Raw genomic sequence first — 19,563 nt, forward strand, 5'->3', positions numbered from 1 at the left:
CGGCCCCTTTCAGGCCGGTGTGGCCGGGGAGGGCAGGGGCTCCCGACCGGACGACGAGCCGTGGCCCGGTCCGGGAACGTTCCCGGCCGGGGGCCGCTCGGCCGGGGTGATGCCGCACAGCCCGGCAACGGCGTCGAGCGGGACGTCCTCGGCGACGGCGCGCACCAGCAGGGTCTCCATCCCGCGCAGCAACGCGTACACCGTGCTCCGGGGCAGGTACGCCGTGTCGGCCAGCAAGTGAAGCTCGCAGGCGTCCCTGGCCTGACCGGTGATGAATTGCGCCGTGGTGGCGTCGACGTGCTCCCAGGAGCCGACCACGGAGAAGGTGGTCCGCGCGGTGAGGGCCGCGATCGCGGCCGGGTCCCCCGGCGGCTCCACCGCGGGCAGATCCGGCCAGTCGCCGCCGCCTCGCGTGTCGTTGAAGTAGGCCGACAGGTCGATGGGCCCGCCTCGCTCGCGGCCGAGCTCCTCGCGCATCGCCATCAGCCTCAGCGGTTCGTAGAGCGCGTGCCGGTAGGCGGTGAGCGCCTGGCGGTGCCCGACCCGGGTGGTCTCGGCCAGGGTGCCGTCGGCAGGCAGCTCCAGCAGGAAGACGCCGTCCTGGGCGGCCGGGCCCACCAGCCCGCCGATCCGCGCGTCGTGCCGGTTGGCCGCGATCAACTGCATCACCACCCGACGATGCCCGGTCAGCACCGACAACAACACCGCGCTCGCGACCGTCAGCACACTGGCCGAGCTCACCCCCCACCGCACCGCCAGCACCTGAGCGGCCACCCCCAGCGCCACCGACTCCATCCCCACCCGCACAAACCGCGGCACCTCCCCCACCGCTGGCGGGTAGTCGAACATCGACCGCGGCGCCTCCTCCAGCACCCCCCGCCAATGCTTAAACGCCCGCTCCCCCCGCTCCGCTCCCGGCCCCTCCCGCTCGAACCGCGCCTGATCCATCGGCTGCCACCCCGGCCCCGGCCCCGCCACCCCGGCCAGAAGGTCCCGCCAATCGGCCGCCAGCAGATCCAGCGCACCCCCGTCAGCGGCCAGGTGCGACAGCCCGAACGCCACCGCCCGCGGCCTGCCCCCCACCATCACCACCGCACACCGCACCGGCAGCTCCCCGGCGTAATCGAACACCTCCCCCGCCAACCCCACCGCCACCCGCCGCGCCAGCGTCATCGGCCTGGCATCCCCGCCCTCGACGACCCCCACCACCAGCCGCCCGGAACGTGCCACATGCTGCTCCATGCCCCCGGCCCCCGGCCGGAAGTTCGTCCGCAACGTCTCATGCCGCTCCAGCAGCCGCCGTACCACCCCCAGCACCGCGTCAAGATCACGCCTGCCGTACACCGGCAACACCCACGGCATGTTGAAATACGGATCCCCCTCCCCCCGCCACGACGTCAACCGCCAGATCGACGCCTGCCCCCACGTCAGCGGCGCCACCCCACCCCGCGCACCGCAGAACTCCACCACAACCGAACGCCGTGGCAGATCGTCCACCCCCGCTCCCGGACCGGCCGGCGACCGCGCCGGTGACACCGGGGGCGGATCGTCGATCCCGGCACCGGGCAGCTCGAGATCGGGTCGCAGGGAGATCACACCGTCAGAATCCACGCCACAAGGCTGATCTTCCCGAACCACGGTGTCAACAGGTGTTTCGGCAGCCGGACCCGCCGTTTCACCCGGGCCGATCCCGGGCCTTCGCGCGGGTCCGGGAATGCCCGGCCGGTCGACGCGAGGGGGCGGCCCCTCCTATTACGTCTTACGTCTTGCTGTGGTGAGTCAGTCGCCCGCGTGCCGGAGGTAGGTGTGTCGTGCCAGGGTCGCGTCGATGATCTGGGTGCCGCCGGGCGGAGCCTCGGCGGTGTCCCACCAGCAGATGGCGCTGATCTCCTGGTTGGGGGTGAAGGCGTGGTGGAGGGCGGGGACGTGAGCGGTGTAGATCGCGGCGTACTCGTCGCGTGGTGGGTCGACAAGCCGGAAGCGCGCGTACCCGGCGAGGGTGAGGGTGGGCAGGTGCAGGCCGCTCTCCTCGTGGAGTTCCCGTACGGCGGCCTGGACAGGTGTCTCGCCGGGATCGATCCTGCCGCCCGGCAGCTCCCACTCCCCGCGGAAGCGGTCGAAGACCAGCAGCAGGTGCCGCCCGCACCAGACCGCGACCAAAGCCGCGGGCATCGGCACGTCGTCCGGCACCCCGGCACCGCGCGCGGCCGGCAGGTCGGCGACATGTGCGGCCGGCACATCGGTAACGCGTGCGACCGGCAGGAACGCCGTCAACGCGTTCCCCTTCGCGTCTTGGGCCAGGACTCGATCCATGCGTCCATGATGAGCGTCCGCGAGAAAAAGTCGCGCCAAGCGGTCCCGGTGCGGCCGGACCCGGCGCGTTCGGATGCGTGACGGAAGAGGCGGGAACCAGGTGCCCGGGGGCTGCTCGATCACCGCGTCGGGTGGAGTGGTCCACGTCGTCTTCGCCGACGGCTGCGGATATGCGACCGCCCGGGTGTGCGTGACGTCGCGGACCGCCTTGGCTGCGGCGGCGGGACGGCGGGCCACCACGTCGGCCCGGTTCACACCGGCGAGTGGGGCGAGGGAGATAACGGATATGCGACATCGTGGTGGGCTGTCGTCCTTGGGCGACAAGGTTGCAGGGTGCTGACTTCCTTGTCCCCCGCGGACGCGGTGAAACTGGTGCTGTCCACGATCGGTGCCGCGGCCGGCCCCGACCGCGCCCAGGCCGAGGAACAGGCCGAGCAACTGGCCGCGGAGCTGGAAGGATCACAGCCGGCGCTCCGGCAGGCCGGTGCCTACATCGTCAACACCCCCGGTGTGAGCCTGGCCGGCTACCTGCACCTGCTGCGCGCCCCCGCGGGAGGAAGCCCGGAAGCCGGCGGAGCGGTGGCCCGGGTATGGGCGCTGACGTGCCCACGGATCGAGCACACCTCGCCTCTGGCGATGCGGGCGCTGAGAGTACTGGCCTGCTACGCGCCCGAGGACCTGCCGCGCTCGGTGCTGAACGGGCTCCAGGACGCCGAGGAGAACGCCCTGGACGGCGCACTCGACCGGCTGGTCTCCTACGGCGTGATCGATCGGTCGCCGGATGGGCTGCTGGTGAGGGTGCACCGCCAGGTCCAAGCCGTCATCGTGGCCGGACTGACCGAGGACGAGCACTCCGCCTGCCAAGCCACCGCCGCCGCCCTGCTGCGGGCGGCACTCCCCTCCGACTCCGGCCACCCCTCCTCCTGGCCGGTCTACGCGAGCCTGCTCGCGCACGCCCACGCCGTCCTGGCGCCCGACTCCCCCGCCATGGGCTCTGTCATCGAGTACCTGCACGACAGGGGGGAATACCGCACGGCCCTTTCCCTGCAACACCGGCGCCACGCCGTCACGCTCGACACCCTGGGCCCCGAACACGCCGACACCTTGACCGCCCACGCCGACCTCGCCTCCCTGGTCGGAGCGACAGGAGACATCGCCGAAGCCCGAACCCGATTGACGGAACTGGAACCGACGATCGAACGGCTGCTGGGACCGGACCACCCCACCACGCTGGACGTCCGCGTCAACCTCGCCAGCCTGGTCGGATCAGCGGGAAACGCCACCGAGGCCCGGGACCGGTCCACGGCGCTGATACCGATGCTGGAGCGGACCCTGGGCCCTGAGCACTCCATCACCCTGAACGCCCGCGCCAACCTCGTCGTGTGGACGGGGGAGGCGGGGGCCCCGGCCACCGAGACCCGGGACCGCTTCACGGCGCTGATACCGGTGCTGGAGCGAGCTCTGGGCCGCGAGCACCTCACCACCTTGAACGCCCGCGTCAACCTTGCCCGCTGGAGCGGAGAAAGCGGTGACCCGGCCGACGCCCGAAACCGGTTCACGGCGCTGCTCCCCCTGGTCGAACGAGCACGGGGCCCCGAGCACCCCGCCGCCCTGGAGGTCCGCGGTGCTCTCGCCGACTGGGTGGGAGAAGCGGGGGACGCGCCCGGCGCCCGGGACCGATCAGCGACACTGGTACCGGTACTCGAGCAGGTCATGGGCCCTGAGCACCCCGCCACGCTGGGCACCCGCTTCAGCCTGGCCCGCTGGACGGGAGAGGCCGGAGACGCGGCCGGCGCCCGATACCGGTTCACGATGCTGATACCGGTGCTCAAGCGGGTGCTGGGCCATGAGCACCTGTCCACGCTGAACGGTCGCCTCCATCTGGCCGTGCGGATGAGCGAGGCGGGCGATCCGGCCGGCGGGATGGACCAGCTGGCGGTGCTGGTGCCGGTGGTCGAACGGGTCCTGGGCCCCGAACACCCCACTACGCTGGCCGCCCGTTTCTCCTTCGCCTCCTTGACGGGTCAGACGGGGAGCACGGTCGACGCCCGGGACCAGTTGGCGGTGCTGGTGCCGGTGATCGAGCGGCTCCTGGGACCCGAACACCCCGACACGCTGGCCGCCCGCTCCGAGCACGCCCACTGGGCGGAGTACGCCAGACGCTCGTCCTGGCGGCGATGGTTTCGGAGACGGTGAGCGATCGATGAGCCAGGGGCACTTCCGCGGACAACCGGTCCTGCGACGATAGGTGGCCGACGGCCGGGGGAAGGGGACGCCGGGTGATCCCCTCGTGACGCAGAGCCCGTCGCAGTACGGCTTCGCGTACCCGCCACCCACCTGGCGGAACGCCTGCTATCCGGCCGAACGCGCCGGTGGGAAGCCGCGCATGTGGCGTAGCCCGAACGGGGGCGCCGGTGGCAGGGGAACGTCCCCGTCGAGGGGATCGGCCTGGAACGACCGGAGCAGGTAGGCGACGAGCCTGCGCGACGCCGTGAGCGCGTCCTCGGCGGATTCGGCGACGATGCCGCCGTTGGCCATGAGCACCAGCGTGAGGTCCGCCTGCTCGAAGTCGGCGCGCAGGCGTCCGGCGGCCTTGGCCCGCCGTGTCAGCTCGGCGAAGCCCCGCTCGGCGCGGACGCGCTCCCGCTCGTGGTCGACCGCGTCGGGGAAGGCCGTCAGGAACGCCGCGGTGAATCCCCGGTCGGCGGCCTGCATGGCGCACACCTTCTCGATGACCGTACGGAATCCGCGCCACGGGTCGGGGTCGGCGAGGGCGTCGTCGACGACCGACACGCACGCCTCCATCTGGTCGGCGAACACCTCGGTGATCAGCGACTCCCGGGTCGGAAAGCGCCGGTAGAGCGTGGCCACCCCGACACCGGCCCGGCGGGCGACGGCGGCCATCGGCACGCCGATCCCGAGCGTGGCGAACGCCTCCCGGGCGGCCCTGAGGATGCGGTCGCGGTTGTGCAGCGCGTCCACGCGGAGCCCGGACGTGTCCGCGGGACGCGGTATCCGAGAGGAACGAATCGACATGTCTCTCACATTAGCTCAAATGGAGCGTCCTCTCCGTTTAGCGGGTTAACCTGGCGATACGTGGAAACAACCGCCTGCTTTTCCCAGGAGTGCGGAGCCCGCCCCGGGCGATGACGGCCATCGCGGCCACGGGAGGACGACGGCCGGCGCGTGCCACGGGAGCACGACGGTGGGCACGGCCCGCGCCCTCACCCGATCGGCGAGGCGCCCGGACGCCTGCCCGCCCGCCTTCGCGACGCGCCGCCGGGGGACCCGACCGACATCACGACCATACGGAAGCCCGGCGACCGGCCGGGCGGATTGGACGACGAGGACAGTGAGCGAGATGCGCGCGGCCCGGTACGACAGGTACGGCCCGCCGGAGGTGCTGTACGAGGGCACGTTGCCCAAGCCGGTCGCGGGACCGGGTGAGGTCCTGGTCCGCGTTCACGCCGCCAGCGTGAACGGAGGAGAGCTCCTCGGCCGGGCGGGGAAGGTCCGGCTGATCACGGGGCGGCGCTTCCCGCAGGGCACGGGGATCGACTTCGCCGGCGAGGTCGCCGCCCTGGGCTCCCCCATGCCCGGCCTCATGGTGGGCGACCGGGTGTGGGGACTGCTGCCCAGGGCGTCCTTCGGGAGCATCGCCGAGTTCGTGGCCGTCCGCCCCCGGCAGCTCGCCCTCGCCCCGGCGGGGCTCGACCCGGCCCAGGCCGTGAGCCTGCTCGCCGGAGGCACGACGTCGATCACCGCCCTGCGCGACAAGGCCCGCCTCAGGGCGGGCGAGCGGCTGCTCGTGCGGGGCGCGAGCGGCGGGGTCGGCAGCGTCGCCGTCCAGCTCGGGCGGGCGTACGGCGCGCACGTCACCGCGCTCGCCGGGGCGCGGAACCTCGGCTTCGTACGGGACCTCGGCGCCCACGAGGTCTTCGACTACGCGACCACCGGCCCGGCCGACCTCGGCCCCTTCGACGTCGTCCTCGACACCGCGATCGGCACCGAGCTCGGCGCCTTCCGCAGGCTCCTGGCACCGGGAGGACGGATGGTGTCGATCACCTTCGACTCCCGGCACATGCTCTCGTCCCTGTCGTACATCCTCGCGTCCACCGTCTTCGGCACGCGACGCGTGCGGTTCTTCAGCGGCAACCCCACCCACCGGCTCCTCGCCGACCTGACCCGGCTGGCGGAGAACGGCGCCCTGCGGCCGGTCGTCGACACGATCCACCCCCTCGCCGACATCGCCGAGGCCCACCGGGCACTGGAGGCCGGCGGCGTACGCGGCAAACACGTCATCCGCATCGGGTGAGCCGAAAAGGCCCCGCCGCCCGTACCCAGGACGGCGGGACCCTCGACGACTGGACTCCTCGACGGCGTGAGGTCAGGCGCGAGGTCAGGCGCGGCGCAGCCCGACGTACTGGAGCTCGGCGAGGACACCGACCAGGAGGGCCTGGGCCAGGACGAAGGCGACGCCCAGCGGGTTGGGGTCCACCCAGCCGGTGAACAGCAGGAAGACGCTGTCCACGGTCCACAGCGCGTTGAGGACGATCAGCGCCCAGACACCTCCCCGGGGCGGGACCGGGCGGGTGACCAGGTAGGCGATGAACGCCGCGACCGGCAGCAAACCGATCCCGGCCCAGCGGACCAACGGCTCAGGGAGGGCGAACAACTCGGCGAGCGGCGTCGCCGCGACCGCGAGGACGAGCGCGAACCCTCCGGTGAGGAAGGCGTCCGCCCACAGCACACGGGTCAGCAGGGGGGTACGGCGGGCGGCGAGAGTGGTCGTGCTCATCGGTGTCTCCTTCTGAATTCTGAAGATGCCGGTTTCCGCTTCACGGAAGCCAAAGGCGTCGAATCCCGATCGGCGGAAAACCGTATAGACCGGCTTCCGGCTTCACGGAAGGCGTCGGGGGCTCCGACGCACCCAGCACACCGCCTCACCCACTGCCATCTGCAGACATGGCACTGCCATTCACTGCCAGTTCTCCCTGCGGAGATCGTCGGCGACGAGCTTGGCCGCCGCGTTCTGCCAGTTGTAGAGCGTACGTTCGGGAACCTCCCGGACGAACCAGTCGAACGCCTGCCGCTCGGCGGCCGTGAGCCCGTCACGCCCCGCCCCGCGCCGGTAAGGACGCAGCCCCCGGACATACGGGAAATACAACACGTTGTAGAACCGCCACTCCTCGCTGGTGCCGAACTCACCGTCGCGAGGCTTGAGCCGCTGGATACTCTCCAGCAGCAGGTGCTTCAGCTCGGCCGCCCGCTCCAGCGGGATGTCACCGGTGATCCGCGCCTCGATCACCGGCAGGTTCGCGAGCGGGCTGCCCGCGAGCTTGCCCAGATCGCCGTAACCGGCCAGGGCACGCCGCGTCAGCCGGACGAACTCCGCCTCGTCCGGCGGCGGCGGACCCTGCTCACGGCGCGGCAACGCCTCGGACGTCTCGCGCAGCTCGGCCCGCTCGCGGCGGATCCCCGGATCACCGGGAAAGGCGATCCGGTCCAGCGCCCGGTGCACCGGACCGGCCAGCGTCTGCACGGCGACGGCCACCGCGATCACCCCGAACAGCAGCGCCGACAGGGCGGGCGTGGGCTCGCCGAGCACGACGGCCAGCACGACCTGGCCGCCGGACGCGACGGCCACGGCCGCCGCCCCCAGCAGGGAGCGCAGCATGTCGCGCCAGAGCGCCTCACCCGCCTGGAACGCGCTGGACATCGCGATCGCCACCCCCAGCAGGACCATGTCCACGTCCACGGCGACGACGGAGAGCAGGCCGGGCGGGCCGAACAGCGGGAACATGAGCAGCGCGGCCCCCAGCCCGAAGAACAGCGTGGCGACCGCCGCCAGCCAACCGACCCTCGGCGGCCTGGCCCGCACGAGCAGCACCAGCACCCCGGCCAGCGGCCCCAGCAGCAACACCCCGGTCACCACCCGCGCCGCGAGGCTCACCCCCGGCCCCAGGCCGGACACCAGAAGCCATGCGAACGCCACGAGCGTGAGGGGTACGAGCCCTCTGGACCAGACCCGGTCCAGCCGTTCGCCTCCGGGAACGAGGGTCAGCACGGCCCCCGTCCAGAGCAGCGCAGGCAGGTGGACCAGCGTGGTCTCGACGGCGCCCAGCACCTCCGTCGCGGGACCCGGCACGTCGGTGAGCACCTGGGCGATCGCGAGCGCGGCGGCGTAGGCCAGCAGCCCCAGCCCGGCCCGCCTCGGCCCGCGCTCCCGGGGGTCCCGCGCGATCACGTAACACCCGAGCCACCAGGTGAGCCCGAACACGGCCGCGACGGCGAAGAGCATCCCGCCTCCCTTCCCGGCCGCGAGCGTACCGGCCCGCGCGGCCGGCTGCGGGTGCCGACCACGCGTACCGGCGCGTGTACCGGCTGCGGGTGCCGGCTCTCTCCGCGAGATGAACGGGAATCCGCGCGAGGGCGCTGTCGAGGGGGTTGAGGGGTTCGTCTGTCGAATGATCCTAAATCCGGACAGATGCCTTTACATTGTAGATTAACGACTTTGTGGCGTGAGACCCGCCCTCACCGGATCCGCGACTCGATGCCGTCCAGCAGGTAGTCCAGCCCGGCGGCGAACACCGGGTCCCAGTCGTTGCCGATCGGGGACCCGTGCGCGGCGAGCGTCGGATACAGCTCGCGGCGGGTCCGCACGTGCAGGTCGGCGGCCCGCTTCCACTCGGCCTCGCCGTACCCGGCACCGGCGACCTGCATCGTCGCGGAACCGATGACGTAGTTGGCCAGGGCGTACGCGGCGGCGGTCAGACGGGGACCGGTGAGACCCGCGCCCGCCAGCACGGCGTGCAGGTACTCGGTGCGGGCCAGGGCGTTGGGGCCCAGCAGGGGACGGTCCAGCACCGTCACCGACCACGGGTGGCGCAGCATGGTGGCGCGCCAGCCGGTGATCAGGGCGACGGCGTCGTCACGCCACGCGCACCCCGCTCCCGGCCGGGCGGCCACCTTCCCGGACACCTTCCCGGGCGGTACCTTCCCGGACATCGCGTCGTCGCGCCACGCGCTCCCGGCTCCCGGCGGGACGGGCACCTCGCCGAACACGGCGTCGAGCGCGAGGTCCAGCACGTCGTCCTTGGTCTCGACGTGCAGGTAGAGCGTGGTCGCGGCCGTCTCCAGCCGCTCGGCGAGGCGGCGCATGGTCAGCCGGCCGGCCCCCTCCTCGTCCAGCAGCTCCACGGCCGCCGCCACGATCCGCCCGAGGGTGACGACCGGCTCGGCCCGGCCCGCGCGCGGGGGGCGCAGCCACACCCCCGGCGCCGCCTCACCGCTCTGGCGCCGCGTTCTCCTGCCCGGCGTAGCGCTCACGATCCTCCGACCCCCGTCTCTCCCACTCCGGAGATCCTAATGGCTTGAGAAACGGTCCGATCAATGTTCATAGTGTATGACCAATGTTCTAGCTGCGGTTTCTCGGCAACGCGAGAGGACCGCCACTTTCGAGGGGACCCCACCGTGGGACATGTCGAGGCCGACGAGCTGACCTACGTGCTGCCGGACGGGCGGCTGCTGCTCAACGAGGTGTCCTTCCGCGTCGGCGACGGCGTCGTCGCGGCACTGGTCGGCCCCAACGGCGCGGGAAAGACCACCCTGATACGGCTGATCGCCGGTGACCTCTCCCCCTCCTCCGGGCGGATCACCGCGTCCGGCGGGCTCGGCGTGATGCGCCAGTTCATCGGGGGCCTCCGCGGGGGCCTGACCGTACGCGAGCTGCTGCTGGCGGTCGCCCCGGAACGCGTACGCGCCGCGACCGCCGAGCTGGAGCGGGCCGAGCGCGCGATGGGGGAACGCGACCTGGAGGAGACCCAGCTCGCCTACGCCCGCGCCCTCGGCGACTACGCCGACGCGGGCGGCTACGACATCGAGGTCACCTGGAGCGCCTGCACCACCTCGGCCATGGGTGCCGGATACGAGCGGGTGGCGGGCCGTGACGTCGGCACGCTGTCGGGCGGCGAGCAGAAAAGGCTCGCGCTGGAGGCGCTCCTGCGCGGCCCCGACCAGGTCCTGCTGCTCGACGAGCCCGACAACTACCTGGACGTCTCCGGCAAGCAGTGGCTGGAGGAGCAGTTGGAGGCCACCCGCAAGACCGTCCTGCTCGTCTCCCACGACCGACGGCTGATCGCCAACACGGCCACCCGCGTCATCACCGTGGAGTCACGCGGGGTGTGGACCCACGGCGGGAGCTTCGCCACCTACGCCCAGGCCCGCCTCGACCGCAACGAGCGCCTGCACGAACGCCGCCGCCGCTGGGACGAGGAGCACGCCCGCCTCAGGAAGCTGGTCCACACCCTGCGCCAGAAGGCCACCAACAACGACTCCGTCGCCTCCGCCTACCGGGCCGCGCAGACCCGGCTGGGCAGGTTCGAGGAGGCGGGCCCGCCCGAGAGCGCGCCCAAGGAGCAGAACGTCCGGATGCGCCTCAGCGGTGGCCGTACCGGCAAGCGCGCGCTCACCTGCACCGGCCTGGAGCTGACCGGCCTGACGGAGCCGTTCGACCTTGAGATCCACTACGGGGAGCGGGTGGCGATCCTCGGCCCGAACGGTTCCGGCAAGTCCCACTTCCTGCGGCTGCTGGCCGAATCGGGGAGCGGCGCGCTCTCTCCGGCCCCCGGGTCGCCCGCGCCGGTACGCCACCGGGGCACCGTGGAGCTCGGGGCCAGGGTCGTGCCCGGCCACTTCGTCCAGACGCACGCCCGGCCCGACCTGGCCGGGCGGGCTCCGGCCGACATCGTCACGGCCGCCGGGTCGCTCACGCTCAACGACGCCATGGCCTCCCTCGCCCGCTACGAGCTCGCCCCGGCCGGCCGCCAGCCCTTCGAGACCCTCTCCGGCGGCCAGCAGGCACGCCTGCAGATCCTGCTGCTCGAACTGTCAGGGGCCACCATGCTGCTGCTCGACGAGCCGACCGACAACCTCGACCTGGCCAGCGCGCAGGCCCTCCAGGACGGCCTCGCCTCCTTCTCCGGCACCGTCCTCGCCGTCACCCACGACCGGTGGTTCGCCGACGACTTCGACCGGTTCCTGATCTTCGGCGCCGACGGGGAGGTCCGGGAGTCCGGCGAACCCCTCTGGCAGCCGGACCGGCCGCGCCGCGCACAGTGACGGCCCCGCCGCCACCGCCGCGTACGGCATCGGACCGGGAAACGGCAGCGGGCCCGGAGACGGCAGCGGGTCCGGATACGACCGCAGGCCCGAGAACGGCAGCGGGGCCGGGAACGACGGCGGCGAACGTGTGACCGGTCTCGACCCCGAGCCCCGACCCTCGGGGCCCGGCCCTCGGGGCCCGGCCCCTGCCCGCTCCGACCCGCCCCGATCGGTTCTGGACGAGCCAGGGCCAGCGCTGGGGGCGGATCCGGGCTCGGGGGCGGTGTCTGATTCCTGCAAGACAACCGGGACGAGTGTCCAGCAGCATGGGACACCATGAGTGACAGCATTCTCGACACCGCTCGGGCCTTCATCCTTCGCGAGGGGCGCCTGCTCGAACGCCGCCTGTTCGCCACCCTCTTCCAGGGGGCGCCCGCCACCGGGGTGGTGGACGCCCTGCGCGGCTACCGCAACGCGGACGGCGGCTTCGGCCACGGTCTCGAACCCGACAAGCGCTGCTCCGACAGCCTGCCCATCGACGTGGAGGTCGCGTTCCAGACACTGCTGGCGGCCGGTGTGCCGGCGACCGGCCCGCTGGTTCCGGAGGCGTGCGACTGGCTGGCGACGGTCGCCACGTCCGACGGGGCGGTGCCGCTCTCGCTGCCGGTCATGGAGGCCTACCCGAGGGCCGCGCACTGGTCGGAGTGGACCTACACGCCGGGGCTGAACCCGACCGCCGGGCTGGCCGGGCTGCTGCACCGGATGGGCGTGGAGCATCCGTGGCTCACCCTGGCCACCGACTGGTGCTGGTCGGCCCTGGAGAAGGGCTTCCCCGACGACGCGCACGCCATGTCCGAGACGCTCGTGTTCCTCGAACACGTCCCGGATCGCGATCGGGCCGAACGCCTCGCCGAGCGGGTGGGCGAGTGGCTCCCTCAGCTGCGGATGTACCGGAGCGACCCCGCCGATCCGGGGTACGGGATCACTCCCCTGCACCTCGCTCCCCACCCCGACAGCCGCTGGCGCCGGTTGTTCTCCGACGAGGTGATCGAGGGCCACCTCGACCGGCTGGCGGCCGACCAGCGGCCCGACGGAGGATGGGCCATCACCTGGGAGCCTCCCGGCGCGGCCGCCAGCCTGGAGTACCGGGGGGTCGAGACCCTGCGGGCCCTCCAGGTGCTCAGCGCCTACCGGAGGGTGCCGTCGAGCTGACGGGAGTCGGCGATGGCCACGGCACCGCGAGAGTCCCGGTGAACTCGCCTCCCCGGTCCGTCATGGCCACACGCCGACACCGGCGACCCACCGATCCGGCCACGCGCCACGATGACACCACCGCCGTCGGATTCGCGCGCCACGGTGACGCCCCCGCCGTCGAATTCGTACGCCGCAGTGACGCCGTTGCCGCCGGGTTCGCGCGCCGGGACCGCCGATCCCTCGTCCGGCAGCCGGGCCGGTCGCAGCAGCGGGGATCGGAGGTCCGGCGCTACCTCGATGGTGATCGTCAGCGTCGGTTCCCCTCCGGTGCGAGGGTGGGAACCGCGGCGAGCAGTTCTCTGGTGTACGGCTCGGCGGGGGCCGCGAAGACGTCCGCGACGTCTCCCGTCTCGACGATCCGCCCGTCCTTCATCACCGCGATCCGGTCACTGACGTGGTGGATGACGCCCAGGTCGTGCGAGATGAACAGCATGGCCACCGCCAGGTCGCGCCGCAGGTCGGCGAGCAGGTCGAGGATCTGCGCCTGGATCGAGACGTCGAGCGCCGAAACCGGCTCGTCGCAGACGATCACCTCGGGGGACGGGGCCAGCGCGCGGGCGATGGCGACCCGCTGCCGCTGGCCGCCGGACAGCTCGCGCGGATACCGTCCCAGCGTCGTCACCGGCAGCCCGACCTGGTCGAGCAGCTCGGCGACCCGGCGGCGGCGCTCCTCGCGCCGGGCCCCGGTCAGGGCCACCGCCTCGCCGACGACGCGGCCGACCGTGTGGCGGGGGTCGAACGAGCCGAGCGGATCCTGGTAGACGGCCTGGATCCGGCGCCGCCTCGTCCTGCGCACGCGCTCGGGCACGCCGCTCCACGGCTCGCCGCCGAGCCGTACGACGCCCTCGTCGGGTTCCAGCAGGCCGAGCGCGATGCGGGCGGCCGTCGTCTTGCCCGATCCGGACTCGCCGACCACGCCCAGCGTCTCCCCCGCCCTGAGCTGGAACGACACCTCCCTGACCGCGTCGTGCCAGCCCCCGTCCGGGGTGCGGAACCGCTTGGAGACGCCTTCGGCCGCGAGCACCACGGCCCCCTCCTTCGCGCGGGGTTCTTCTCGCGTCACGCCGACCCTGACGGGCTCGGGGTCGCGTGACTCGGGATACCAGCACAGCGCCCGATGTCCGCCCCCGACCTCCACCGGCCCGGCCCCGCCCGACCCGCCCCCCACCGCCCCGGCCCTCACCGGCCCAGACCTCACCGGCCCGACCTCGACCGGGTCGGGGAGCTTGTCGCGGCACTGCTGGTCGGCGTGCGCGCAGCGGGCGGCGTACGGACACCCGTCCGGGCCCGGTGCGGGCCGGGCCGCCGCCACGGCCGACAGCGGCGTGCCCTTCGCGTGGGCGGCGGGCACGGCGGCGATGAGCGCCCGGGTGTACGGGTGCCGGGGGTCGCCGAGGACCCGGGCGGCGGGGCCCTCCTCGACGACGAGCCCGTCGTACATGACGGCGATCCGGTCGGCGAGTTCGGCCACGACGGCCAGGTCGTGGCTGATCAGCAGGAGGGCGGTGCCGCTCTCCTTCAGCCCGCGCAGCAGCGCGAGGATCTGCGCCTGCACGGTGACGTCCAGCGCGGTGGTGGGTTCGTCGGCCACGAGCAGGCGCGGCCCGGCGGCGAGCACGGACGCGATGAGCGCCCGCTGCCGGAGGCCGCCGGAGAGCTCGTGCGGGTACTGGCGCGCGCGCCGGTCCGCGTCGGGGATGCCCGCGTCGGCCAGCAGCGAGAGCACCCGCCCGCCGACACCGGCCCGGTCCACGACCCGGTGGACGCGCAGCGTCTCGGCGACCTCGGCTCCGACGGTCCTGAGCGGGTCCAGCGACACCAGCGCGTCCTGGAGCACCAGGCCGATCCGGCGGCCCCGGACCGCGCGCCAGCCCGGCTCGGTCAGGGTCGTCAGGTCCTCGCCCTCGAAGGTGAGCTCGCGGGCGCTGACCGACGCCCGGTCCCCGGCCAGGCCGACGAGCGTGCGCGCGGTGACGCTCTTGCCGGAGCCCGACTCCCCCACGATGGCCAGGCACTCGCCGGGCGCGACCGTGAACGACACGTCCCGTACCGCGTGGATCCGCTCGCCGTCGAGGTGAAAGACGACGTCGAGGCCCTCGACCACGATCACGGCGTCCTCCTCGCGGTACGGAACCGGGGGGCGATCACGGTGCCCTCCCGGTGGAACAGTGCAGGAAGACGAGCACCGCCCTCCCGATGGAACAGCGCGGGACGGCACGGAAAGGCGGTCACGGGGTCCTCCTGGTGAAGCGGCGCTGGGCGGAGCGGCCGATCACGTTCACCGCGATCACCGTGGCCGTGATGGCCGCCCCGGGGAACACCCCGATCCACCACGCCGTCTCCAGGAAGTCACGGCCCTCCGAGAGCATCGCCCCCCATTCCGGCGCGGGCGGCTGGGTGCCGAAGCCGAGGAAGCTCAGCCCGGATCCGGCGATGAGCGCCGTGCCGAAGCCGACGGTGGCCAGCACCAGCAGCGGGCCCAGGGCGTTGGGCAGGATGTGCCGCGCGACCAGCGTCGATCGCCGCAGCCCGAGCCCTCGGGCCGCCTCGACGTACCCCGACCGGCGCACCACCAAGGCCTCGGCGCGGACGATCCGCGCGTACCCGGGGGTGAAGGCGATGGCGATGGCGAGCACCACGTTGGCGGTCCCGCCGCCCAGTACGGTGATCACGAGCAGCGCGACCAGGAGCTGGGGCAGCGAGAGCAGGATGTCGGCCACGCGCATGACGGCCTGGTCCGCCACCCGCCCGCCCAGCGCGGCGGCGAGGCCGAACACCGCTCCCCCGGCGACGGCGAGGCAGGTCGCGCCCAGCCCGAGGAGTAGCGACGGCCGCGCGCCGTGCACGACCCGGGTGAACAGGTCACGGCCGAGCTGGTCGGTGCCGAACCAGTGCTCGCCACCGGGCGGCAGCAGGGCGTTCACGGGATCGATGGTGATCGGCGAGGACGCGGTCAGCGCCTCCGGTACGACGGCGGCCACCAGGATCGGGACGAGCACGGCCCAGGCGGCCACCGGCGACCAGCGCCGGACGGCGAACCGCGAGCGGGCGGGGGGACGGGCGAGGGCGCGGCCGGGGAGTCCGGGAAGGCCGGGGAGCACGGTCACGCGATCACCCGGCCCGCAGCCGCGGGTCGATGACCGCGTACAGGAGGTCGACGGCGGTGGAGATGAGGACGAACACGAAGGCCGACAGCAGCACCACGCCCATCACCACCGGCATGTCCTTGTTGCCCACCGCCTGCAGGGTGAGCGCGCCGATGCCCGACCGGCCGAAGACCGTCTCCACCAGCACCGCGCCGCCGAGCAGCGTCCCGACGAGCCACCCGGTGAGGGTGGCGAGCGGTATCGCCGCGTGCCGGAGCGCGTGACGCAGCCGGACCGCCGTCTGGCTCAGCCCCCGCGCCCTGGCGGTGACCGCGAACGGCTGCGCCAGCGCGGCCTCCAGCCCCTCGCGCAGCACCTGCGCGAGGACACCGGCGATCGGCAGGGCCAGCGTGAGCGCGGGCAGCACCAGCGCCGCCAGGTCCTGCGCGCCGACGACGGGAAAGAGCTGGAGCTGGAAGGAGAACGCGGTCAGCAGCAGGATGCCCAGCCAGTACGAGGGCAGCGAGACCGCCACCAGCTCCCAGGCCGTCGCCGCGGCCCGCACCCCGCGACGCCGCCCGGCCGTCGTCACCGCCGACACCAGGGCGATCAGGACGGCGAGGGCGATCGCGGCGACGGCGAGCTGCACGGTGGCGCCGAGCTGGTCGCCGATCAGCTGCCGGACCGGCCGCTGGAGCTGATACGACGAGCCCAGGTCGCCGGTGACGACCCTGCCCAGGTAGCCGAGATACTGCAGGAGCACCGGACGGTCGAACCCGAACTCGGTCCTGATGCGCTCCCTGACCTCCTCCGACGCGGTGGTGGCCGGTCCCAGCAGGGTCGCGACGGGGTCTCCGGGGATGAGCTGGAGGGCGACGAAGGCGAGGGTCGCGGCGCCGTAGAGCACCGCGAGCCCTGCCACCAGCCGCCCGGCGAGCGTTCTCACCGGGCCGCCGCCCCGCCCGCTCCTCCTGACTTTTCCGGTTTTCTCTGTAGGACCGGTTTTCTCTGTAGGAGTGGTCACTGTGCCGTCTTGGCGAGCCACACGTCGTAGAACAGCGGCCAGGCGTTGGCGTCGAGCGTGAGCCCGCGCACCTGCTTGCCCAGGCCGAGCACCTGCGACTGGGTGTAGACGGGGATCACCAGCGCGAGGTCGACGGCGCGCTGCTGGGTCTTGCCGTACACGTCCTTCCTGACAGTTTCGTCGAGGGTGGCCCGGCCCTGGTCGGTCCACGCGGTCAGGTCGCGGTCGTCGAGGAACGTGGCGTTCTGGCCGCCCTTCTGGGGCTTGCTGGCGCCGTTGAACAGGAGCCACAGCACGTCCGGCTCGAAGCGCGACCAGCTGTAGTCGGCCATGTCGGCCTTGCCGCCGTAGACCCGGTCGAGGTAGGTGCCGATGTCGGCCTGGGGGCGGACGACCTCGACGCCGATCTTCTTGAGGTCGGCCTGGAAGGCCTGGCCGAGGATGTCGCGCTGGTCGCGCACGTACTGGGCGGGCAGCAGCGGCCAGTCGACGACGAGGCGCTTGCCGTCCTTGGTGCGGTAGCCGTCCGCGTCCCGGCCGGTCCAGCCGGCCTCGTCGAGCAGCTTTCCGGCCAGCGCCTGGTCGTAGGGCCAGCTGTTCTCCAGCGCCGCGTTGTAGCCGGGGGTGGTCGGCGCCAGCGGGCTCCACGCTCTCTTGAACTGGCCGAAGTAGAGCGCCTTGACGTTGGTCTCGACGTCGATTCCCCGCTGGAGGGCCTTGCGGACCTTCTCGTCGTTGAGGGGAGGTTTGGAGGTGTTCAGGTAGATGCTGTAGTTGCCTCCTGGATAGTCGGTCTTGAGGAGTGCGAGGTTGGCGTTGGCCTCGACGGCCTTCGCGTTGGCCGGGGGGATCGCGGCGGCGACGTCGATCTGGCGGCTGTTCAGCGAGCCGACCCGGACCGAGGCCTCCGGCAGGAAGCGCACGGTCAGCTTGTCGAGGTAGGCGGGCCCGGTGTGGCCGCCGGTCTTCGGCGCCCAGGCGTAGGCGGTGTTCCTGGTCAGGACCGCCTCCTGGCCCTTGGTGTAGCCGGTGAACACGAACGGTCCCGTACCGACGCCGACCGGCCCGCCCGAGCCGAGCGTGGCCGCGTTGGCCGCGATCGTCTTCGGCGAGTAGAAGCCGAGGTAGGCCGTGCTGGCGGCCTGCAGGAACGGGGCGAAGGGCGCGGAGAACCCGACCTTCACCGTGAGCGGGTCGACGACCGTGGTCCCGGTGTACGGGCCCAGGAGGTTGGAGGCGAGCTGCGACTTGGTCGCGGGGTCGGCGATGCGGTCGAAGTTGACCTTCACCGCCTCGGCGTCGAAGGGGGTGCCGTCGTGGAACGTGACCCCCTTGCGCAGCCGGAAGGTGTAACTCTTCAGGTCGGGCGCCACCTCCCACGACTCGGCGAGCCACGGGTGGAACTTACCGGAGGCGTCCTCGGCGACCAGCGAGTCGAAGACGTTGCGGAGGATCGCCCCCGTGATGTCCTGCGAGCTGACGTGGATGTCGAAGGAGACCGGCTCGGTGTCGGCCGCGAAGGTCAGCGACCCTCCCTTGACGGGAGCCTCCGCCACCGAGCCGCTCCCACCGCTCCCGCCGCCCGCCTCGTTCGTACCGCCGGAGGAGGCGGCGGGGGAACCGCAGGCCGCCAGCAGGAGCACGGCGCTCGCCATCACTCCGATGCCGGCCCGCGTTCCGACTCGCGATTCGGCTCGCGTTCCGACTCGCGTTCCGGCTCGTGATCCGGTTCGCATTCCGGATTGCGATTCGGTTCGCGTTCCGGTTCGCGACAGCCCGAATATTCTGCGCACGTGCATTTCACCGCTCCGGCGGGTTGATACCAGAATGAAGGGAATTCACTTTCGCCGAAAGGTTAAACCGGGGGTCGCGGTGGAAACACCCCTGTCAACCCCTAGCGGAAAACTCCTTCGGCCAGCGGATACCGGGGAACGGACACGCGCAGCTCGATGCGCCACCCCTCCGGCGTGCGCTGCAGGACGTCGAGGTAGTCGCCGTTGTGCACGCTCCCGTCGGGAAGAACCGCGAGATAGCGGCTCCGCGCACGGACGACGCCCTCGCCGTCCACGAAGATGTGCGAGTCGAGAGTCTGGTGGTCAGGCCCGTGCGGACGCAGGCTCAGCGCGAACTCCCCGATGGCGGGCAGCCCGCGCACGACACGCCCCGCCCCCCTCCTCAGCTCGATCACCGCGTCGCCGGTGAACACCCTGCCGAGGTCGGCGACCTCCGCGTTGTCGAAGACGTGGGAGAACAACGCGAGCGTCCCGCGAATTCCGGAGACATCCTCCAGTGACAATTCATCCATTTCTCGCCGCCCGCTCAGGAAATCTGCTGGAGGATACCGAGACGGTCCGGGAGAACGTTGTACCGTACGATCTTCCCGTCCCTGAACGTTATCCGGCTGACGCTGTTTCCGATGAAATGCCGCCCGCTCGCGGGGGCGCCGAACAGCGGGGCGCGGTGCACGCCCTCGATCCGCCAGAAGACCACCACCCGGTCGCCTTCCGCGATCAGGTCGGTGACGGTCGCCTTGACGTCCTCGACGGTCTCCCAGACGCCCTGGATGTGAGCGCGGAAGTCCTCCCTGCCACCGGGCCCGGCTCCGGGCGGCACCGTCTCGTCGACGGCGTCCTCGGCGATGATCTCCTCCAGCAGCTCCGGGCGCCGCAGGGTGATCAGCTCCTCGTAGAGGCGCCGGGCGACCTCCTTGTTCGCCTCCGTGTCCGTACGGGGGCTCGTGCCGGTGTTCGTTTCCGTGCTCATCACGGGACTCCTTGTCTGGGT

16 protein-coding genes are annotated in these 19,563 nt (G+C 72.4%); 4 read left to right on the forward strand and 12 right to left on the reverse strand.

Annotation, left to right across the window (positions count from 1 at the left end):
• Positions 1–9: 9 nt before the first annotated feature.
• Positions 10–1,497 (reverse strand): condensation domain-containing protein, encoded by a 1,488-nt coding sequence (locus ABT053_RS17880; RefSeq protein WP_350970148.1) that lies wholly within the window; start codon positions 1,495–1,497, stop codon positions 10–12.
• Positions 1,498–1,779: 282 nt separating this feature from the next.
• Positions 1,780–2,313: an NUDIX hydrolase gene (locus ABT053_RS17885; RefSeq protein ID WP_350970149.1), complete on the reverse strand. Its 534-nt coding sequence runs from the start codon at positions 2,311–2,313 to the stop codon at positions 1,780–1,782.
• A gap of 333 nt (positions 2,314–2,646) precedes the next feature.
• Here ABT053_RS17885 and ABT053_RS17890 point away from each other — a divergent pair, with 333 nt between their 5' ends.
• Positions 2,647–4,509 (forward strand): tetratricopeptide repeat-containing protein, encoded by a 1,863-nt coding sequence (locus tag ABT053_RS17890; RefSeq protein ID WP_350970150.1) that lies wholly within the window; start codon positions 2,647–2,649, stop codon positions 4,507–4,509.
• A 156-nt stretch (positions 4,510–4,665) separates the two neighbouring features.
• Here ABT053_RS17890 and ABT053_RS17895 read toward each other — a convergent pair whose 3' ends face one another.
• On the reverse strand, positions 4,666–5,349 hold the full coding sequence (locus tag ABT053_RS17895; protein WP_350970151.1) for a TetR/AcrR family transcriptional regulator: 684 nt from the start codon (positions 5,347–5,349) through the stop codon (positions 4,666–4,668).
• A gap of 325 nt (positions 5,350–5,674) precedes the next feature.
• On the opposite strand from ABT053_RS17895, the gene ABT053_RS17900 reads away from it, so the two are divergent.
• Positions 5,675–6,628, forward strand: a complete 954-nt coding sequence (locus ABT053_RS17900; RefSeq protein WP_350970315.1) for an NAD(P)-dependent alcohol dehydrogenase — start codon at positions 5,675–5,677, stop codon at positions 6,626–6,628.
• A gap of 84 nt (positions 6,629–6,712) precedes the next feature.
• Here ABT053_RS17900 and ABT053_RS17905 read toward each other — a convergent pair whose 3' ends face one another.
• From ABT053_RS17905 to ABT053_RS17915, 3 genes are all read right to left on the reverse strand, one after another.
• On the reverse strand, positions 6,713–7,111 hold the full coding sequence (locus ABT053_RS17905) for a hypothetical protein (protein ID WP_350970152.1): 399 nt from the start codon (positions 7,109–7,111) through the stop codon (positions 6,713–6,715).
• 180 nt (positions 7,112–7,291) lie between these two features.
• Positions 7,292–8,614, reverse strand: coding sequence for a hypothetical protein (locus tag ABT053_RS17910; protein WP_350970153.1), 1,323 nt, complete (start codon positions 8,612–8,614; stop codon positions 7,292–7,294).
• A gap of 233 nt (positions 8,615–8,847) precedes the next feature.
• Positions 8,848–9,642, reverse strand: a complete 795-nt coding sequence (locus ABT053_RS17915; RefSeq protein WP_350970154.1) for a TetR/AcrR family transcriptional regulator — start codon at positions 9,640–9,642, stop codon at positions 8,848–8,850.
• Positions 9,643–9,786: 144 nt separating this feature from the next.
• On the opposite strand from ABT053_RS17915, the gene ABT053_RS17920 reads away from it, so the two are divergent.
• Positions 9,787–11,433: an ABC-F family ATP-binding cassette domain-containing protein gene (locus tag ABT053_RS17920; RefSeq protein WP_350970155.1), complete on the forward strand. Its 1,647-nt coding sequence runs from the start codon at positions 9,787–9,789 to the stop codon at positions 11,431–11,433.
• Positions 11,434–11,751: 318 nt separating this feature from the next.
• On the forward strand, positions 11,752–12,627 hold the full coding sequence (locus tag ABT053_RS17925) for a hypothetical protein (protein WP_350970156.1): 876 nt from the start codon (positions 11,752–11,754) through the stop codon (positions 12,625–12,627).
• Positions 12,628–12,916: 289 nt separating this feature from the next.
• Here the strand turns inward: ABT053_RS17925 and ABT053_RS17930 are convergent, their stop codons facing one another.
• From ABT053_RS17930 to ABT053_RS17955, 6 genes are all read right to left on the reverse strand, one after another.
• Positions 12,917–14,779 carry an ABC transporter ATP-binding protein gene (locus ABT053_RS17930; protein WP_350970157.1) on the reverse strand — a complete coding sequence of 621 codons (1,863 nt, stop codon included), beginning with the start codon at positions 14,777–14,779 and terminating at the stop codon, positions 12,917–12,919.
• Between the two features lie 118 nt (positions 14,780–14,897).
• Positions 14,898–15,776, reverse strand: a complete 879-nt coding sequence (locus tag ABT053_RS17935; RefSeq protein ID WP_350970158.1) for an ABC transporter permease — start codon at positions 15,774–15,776, stop codon at positions 14,898–14,900.
• 4 nt (positions 15,777–15,780) lie between these two features.
• Complete coding sequence (locus tag ABT053_RS17940) at positions 15,781–16,701, reverse strand: ABC transporter permease (RefSeq protein WP_350970159.1); 921 nt, start codon at positions 16,699–16,701, stop codon at positions 15,781–15,783.
• A gap of 74 nt (positions 16,702–16,775) precedes the next feature.
• Positions 16,776–18,434, reverse strand: coding sequence for an ABC transporter substrate-binding protein (locus ABT053_RS17945; RefSeq protein WP_350970160.1), 1,659 nt, complete (start codon positions 18,432–18,434; stop codon positions 16,776–16,778).
• Positions 18,435–18,673: 239 nt separating this feature from the next.
• Positions 18,674–19,084: a nuclear transport factor 2 family protein gene (locus ABT053_RS17950; protein WP_350970161.1), complete on the reverse strand. Its 411-nt coding sequence runs from the start codon at positions 19,082–19,084 to the stop codon at positions 18,674–18,676.
• A gap of 14 nt (positions 19,085–19,098) precedes the next feature.
• Positions 19,099–19,542, reverse strand: coding sequence for an ester cyclase (locus tag ABT053_RS17955; protein ID WP_350970162.1), 444 nt, complete (start codon positions 19,540–19,542; stop codon positions 19,099–19,101).
• Between the last annotated feature and the right edge of the window lie 21 nt (positions 19,543–19,563).

This window comes from Streptosporangium sp. NPDC002524, from assembly GCF_040295985.1.
Classification (GTDB): Bacteria; Actinomycetota; Actinomycetes; order Streptosporangiales; family Streptosporangiaceae; genus Streptosporangium.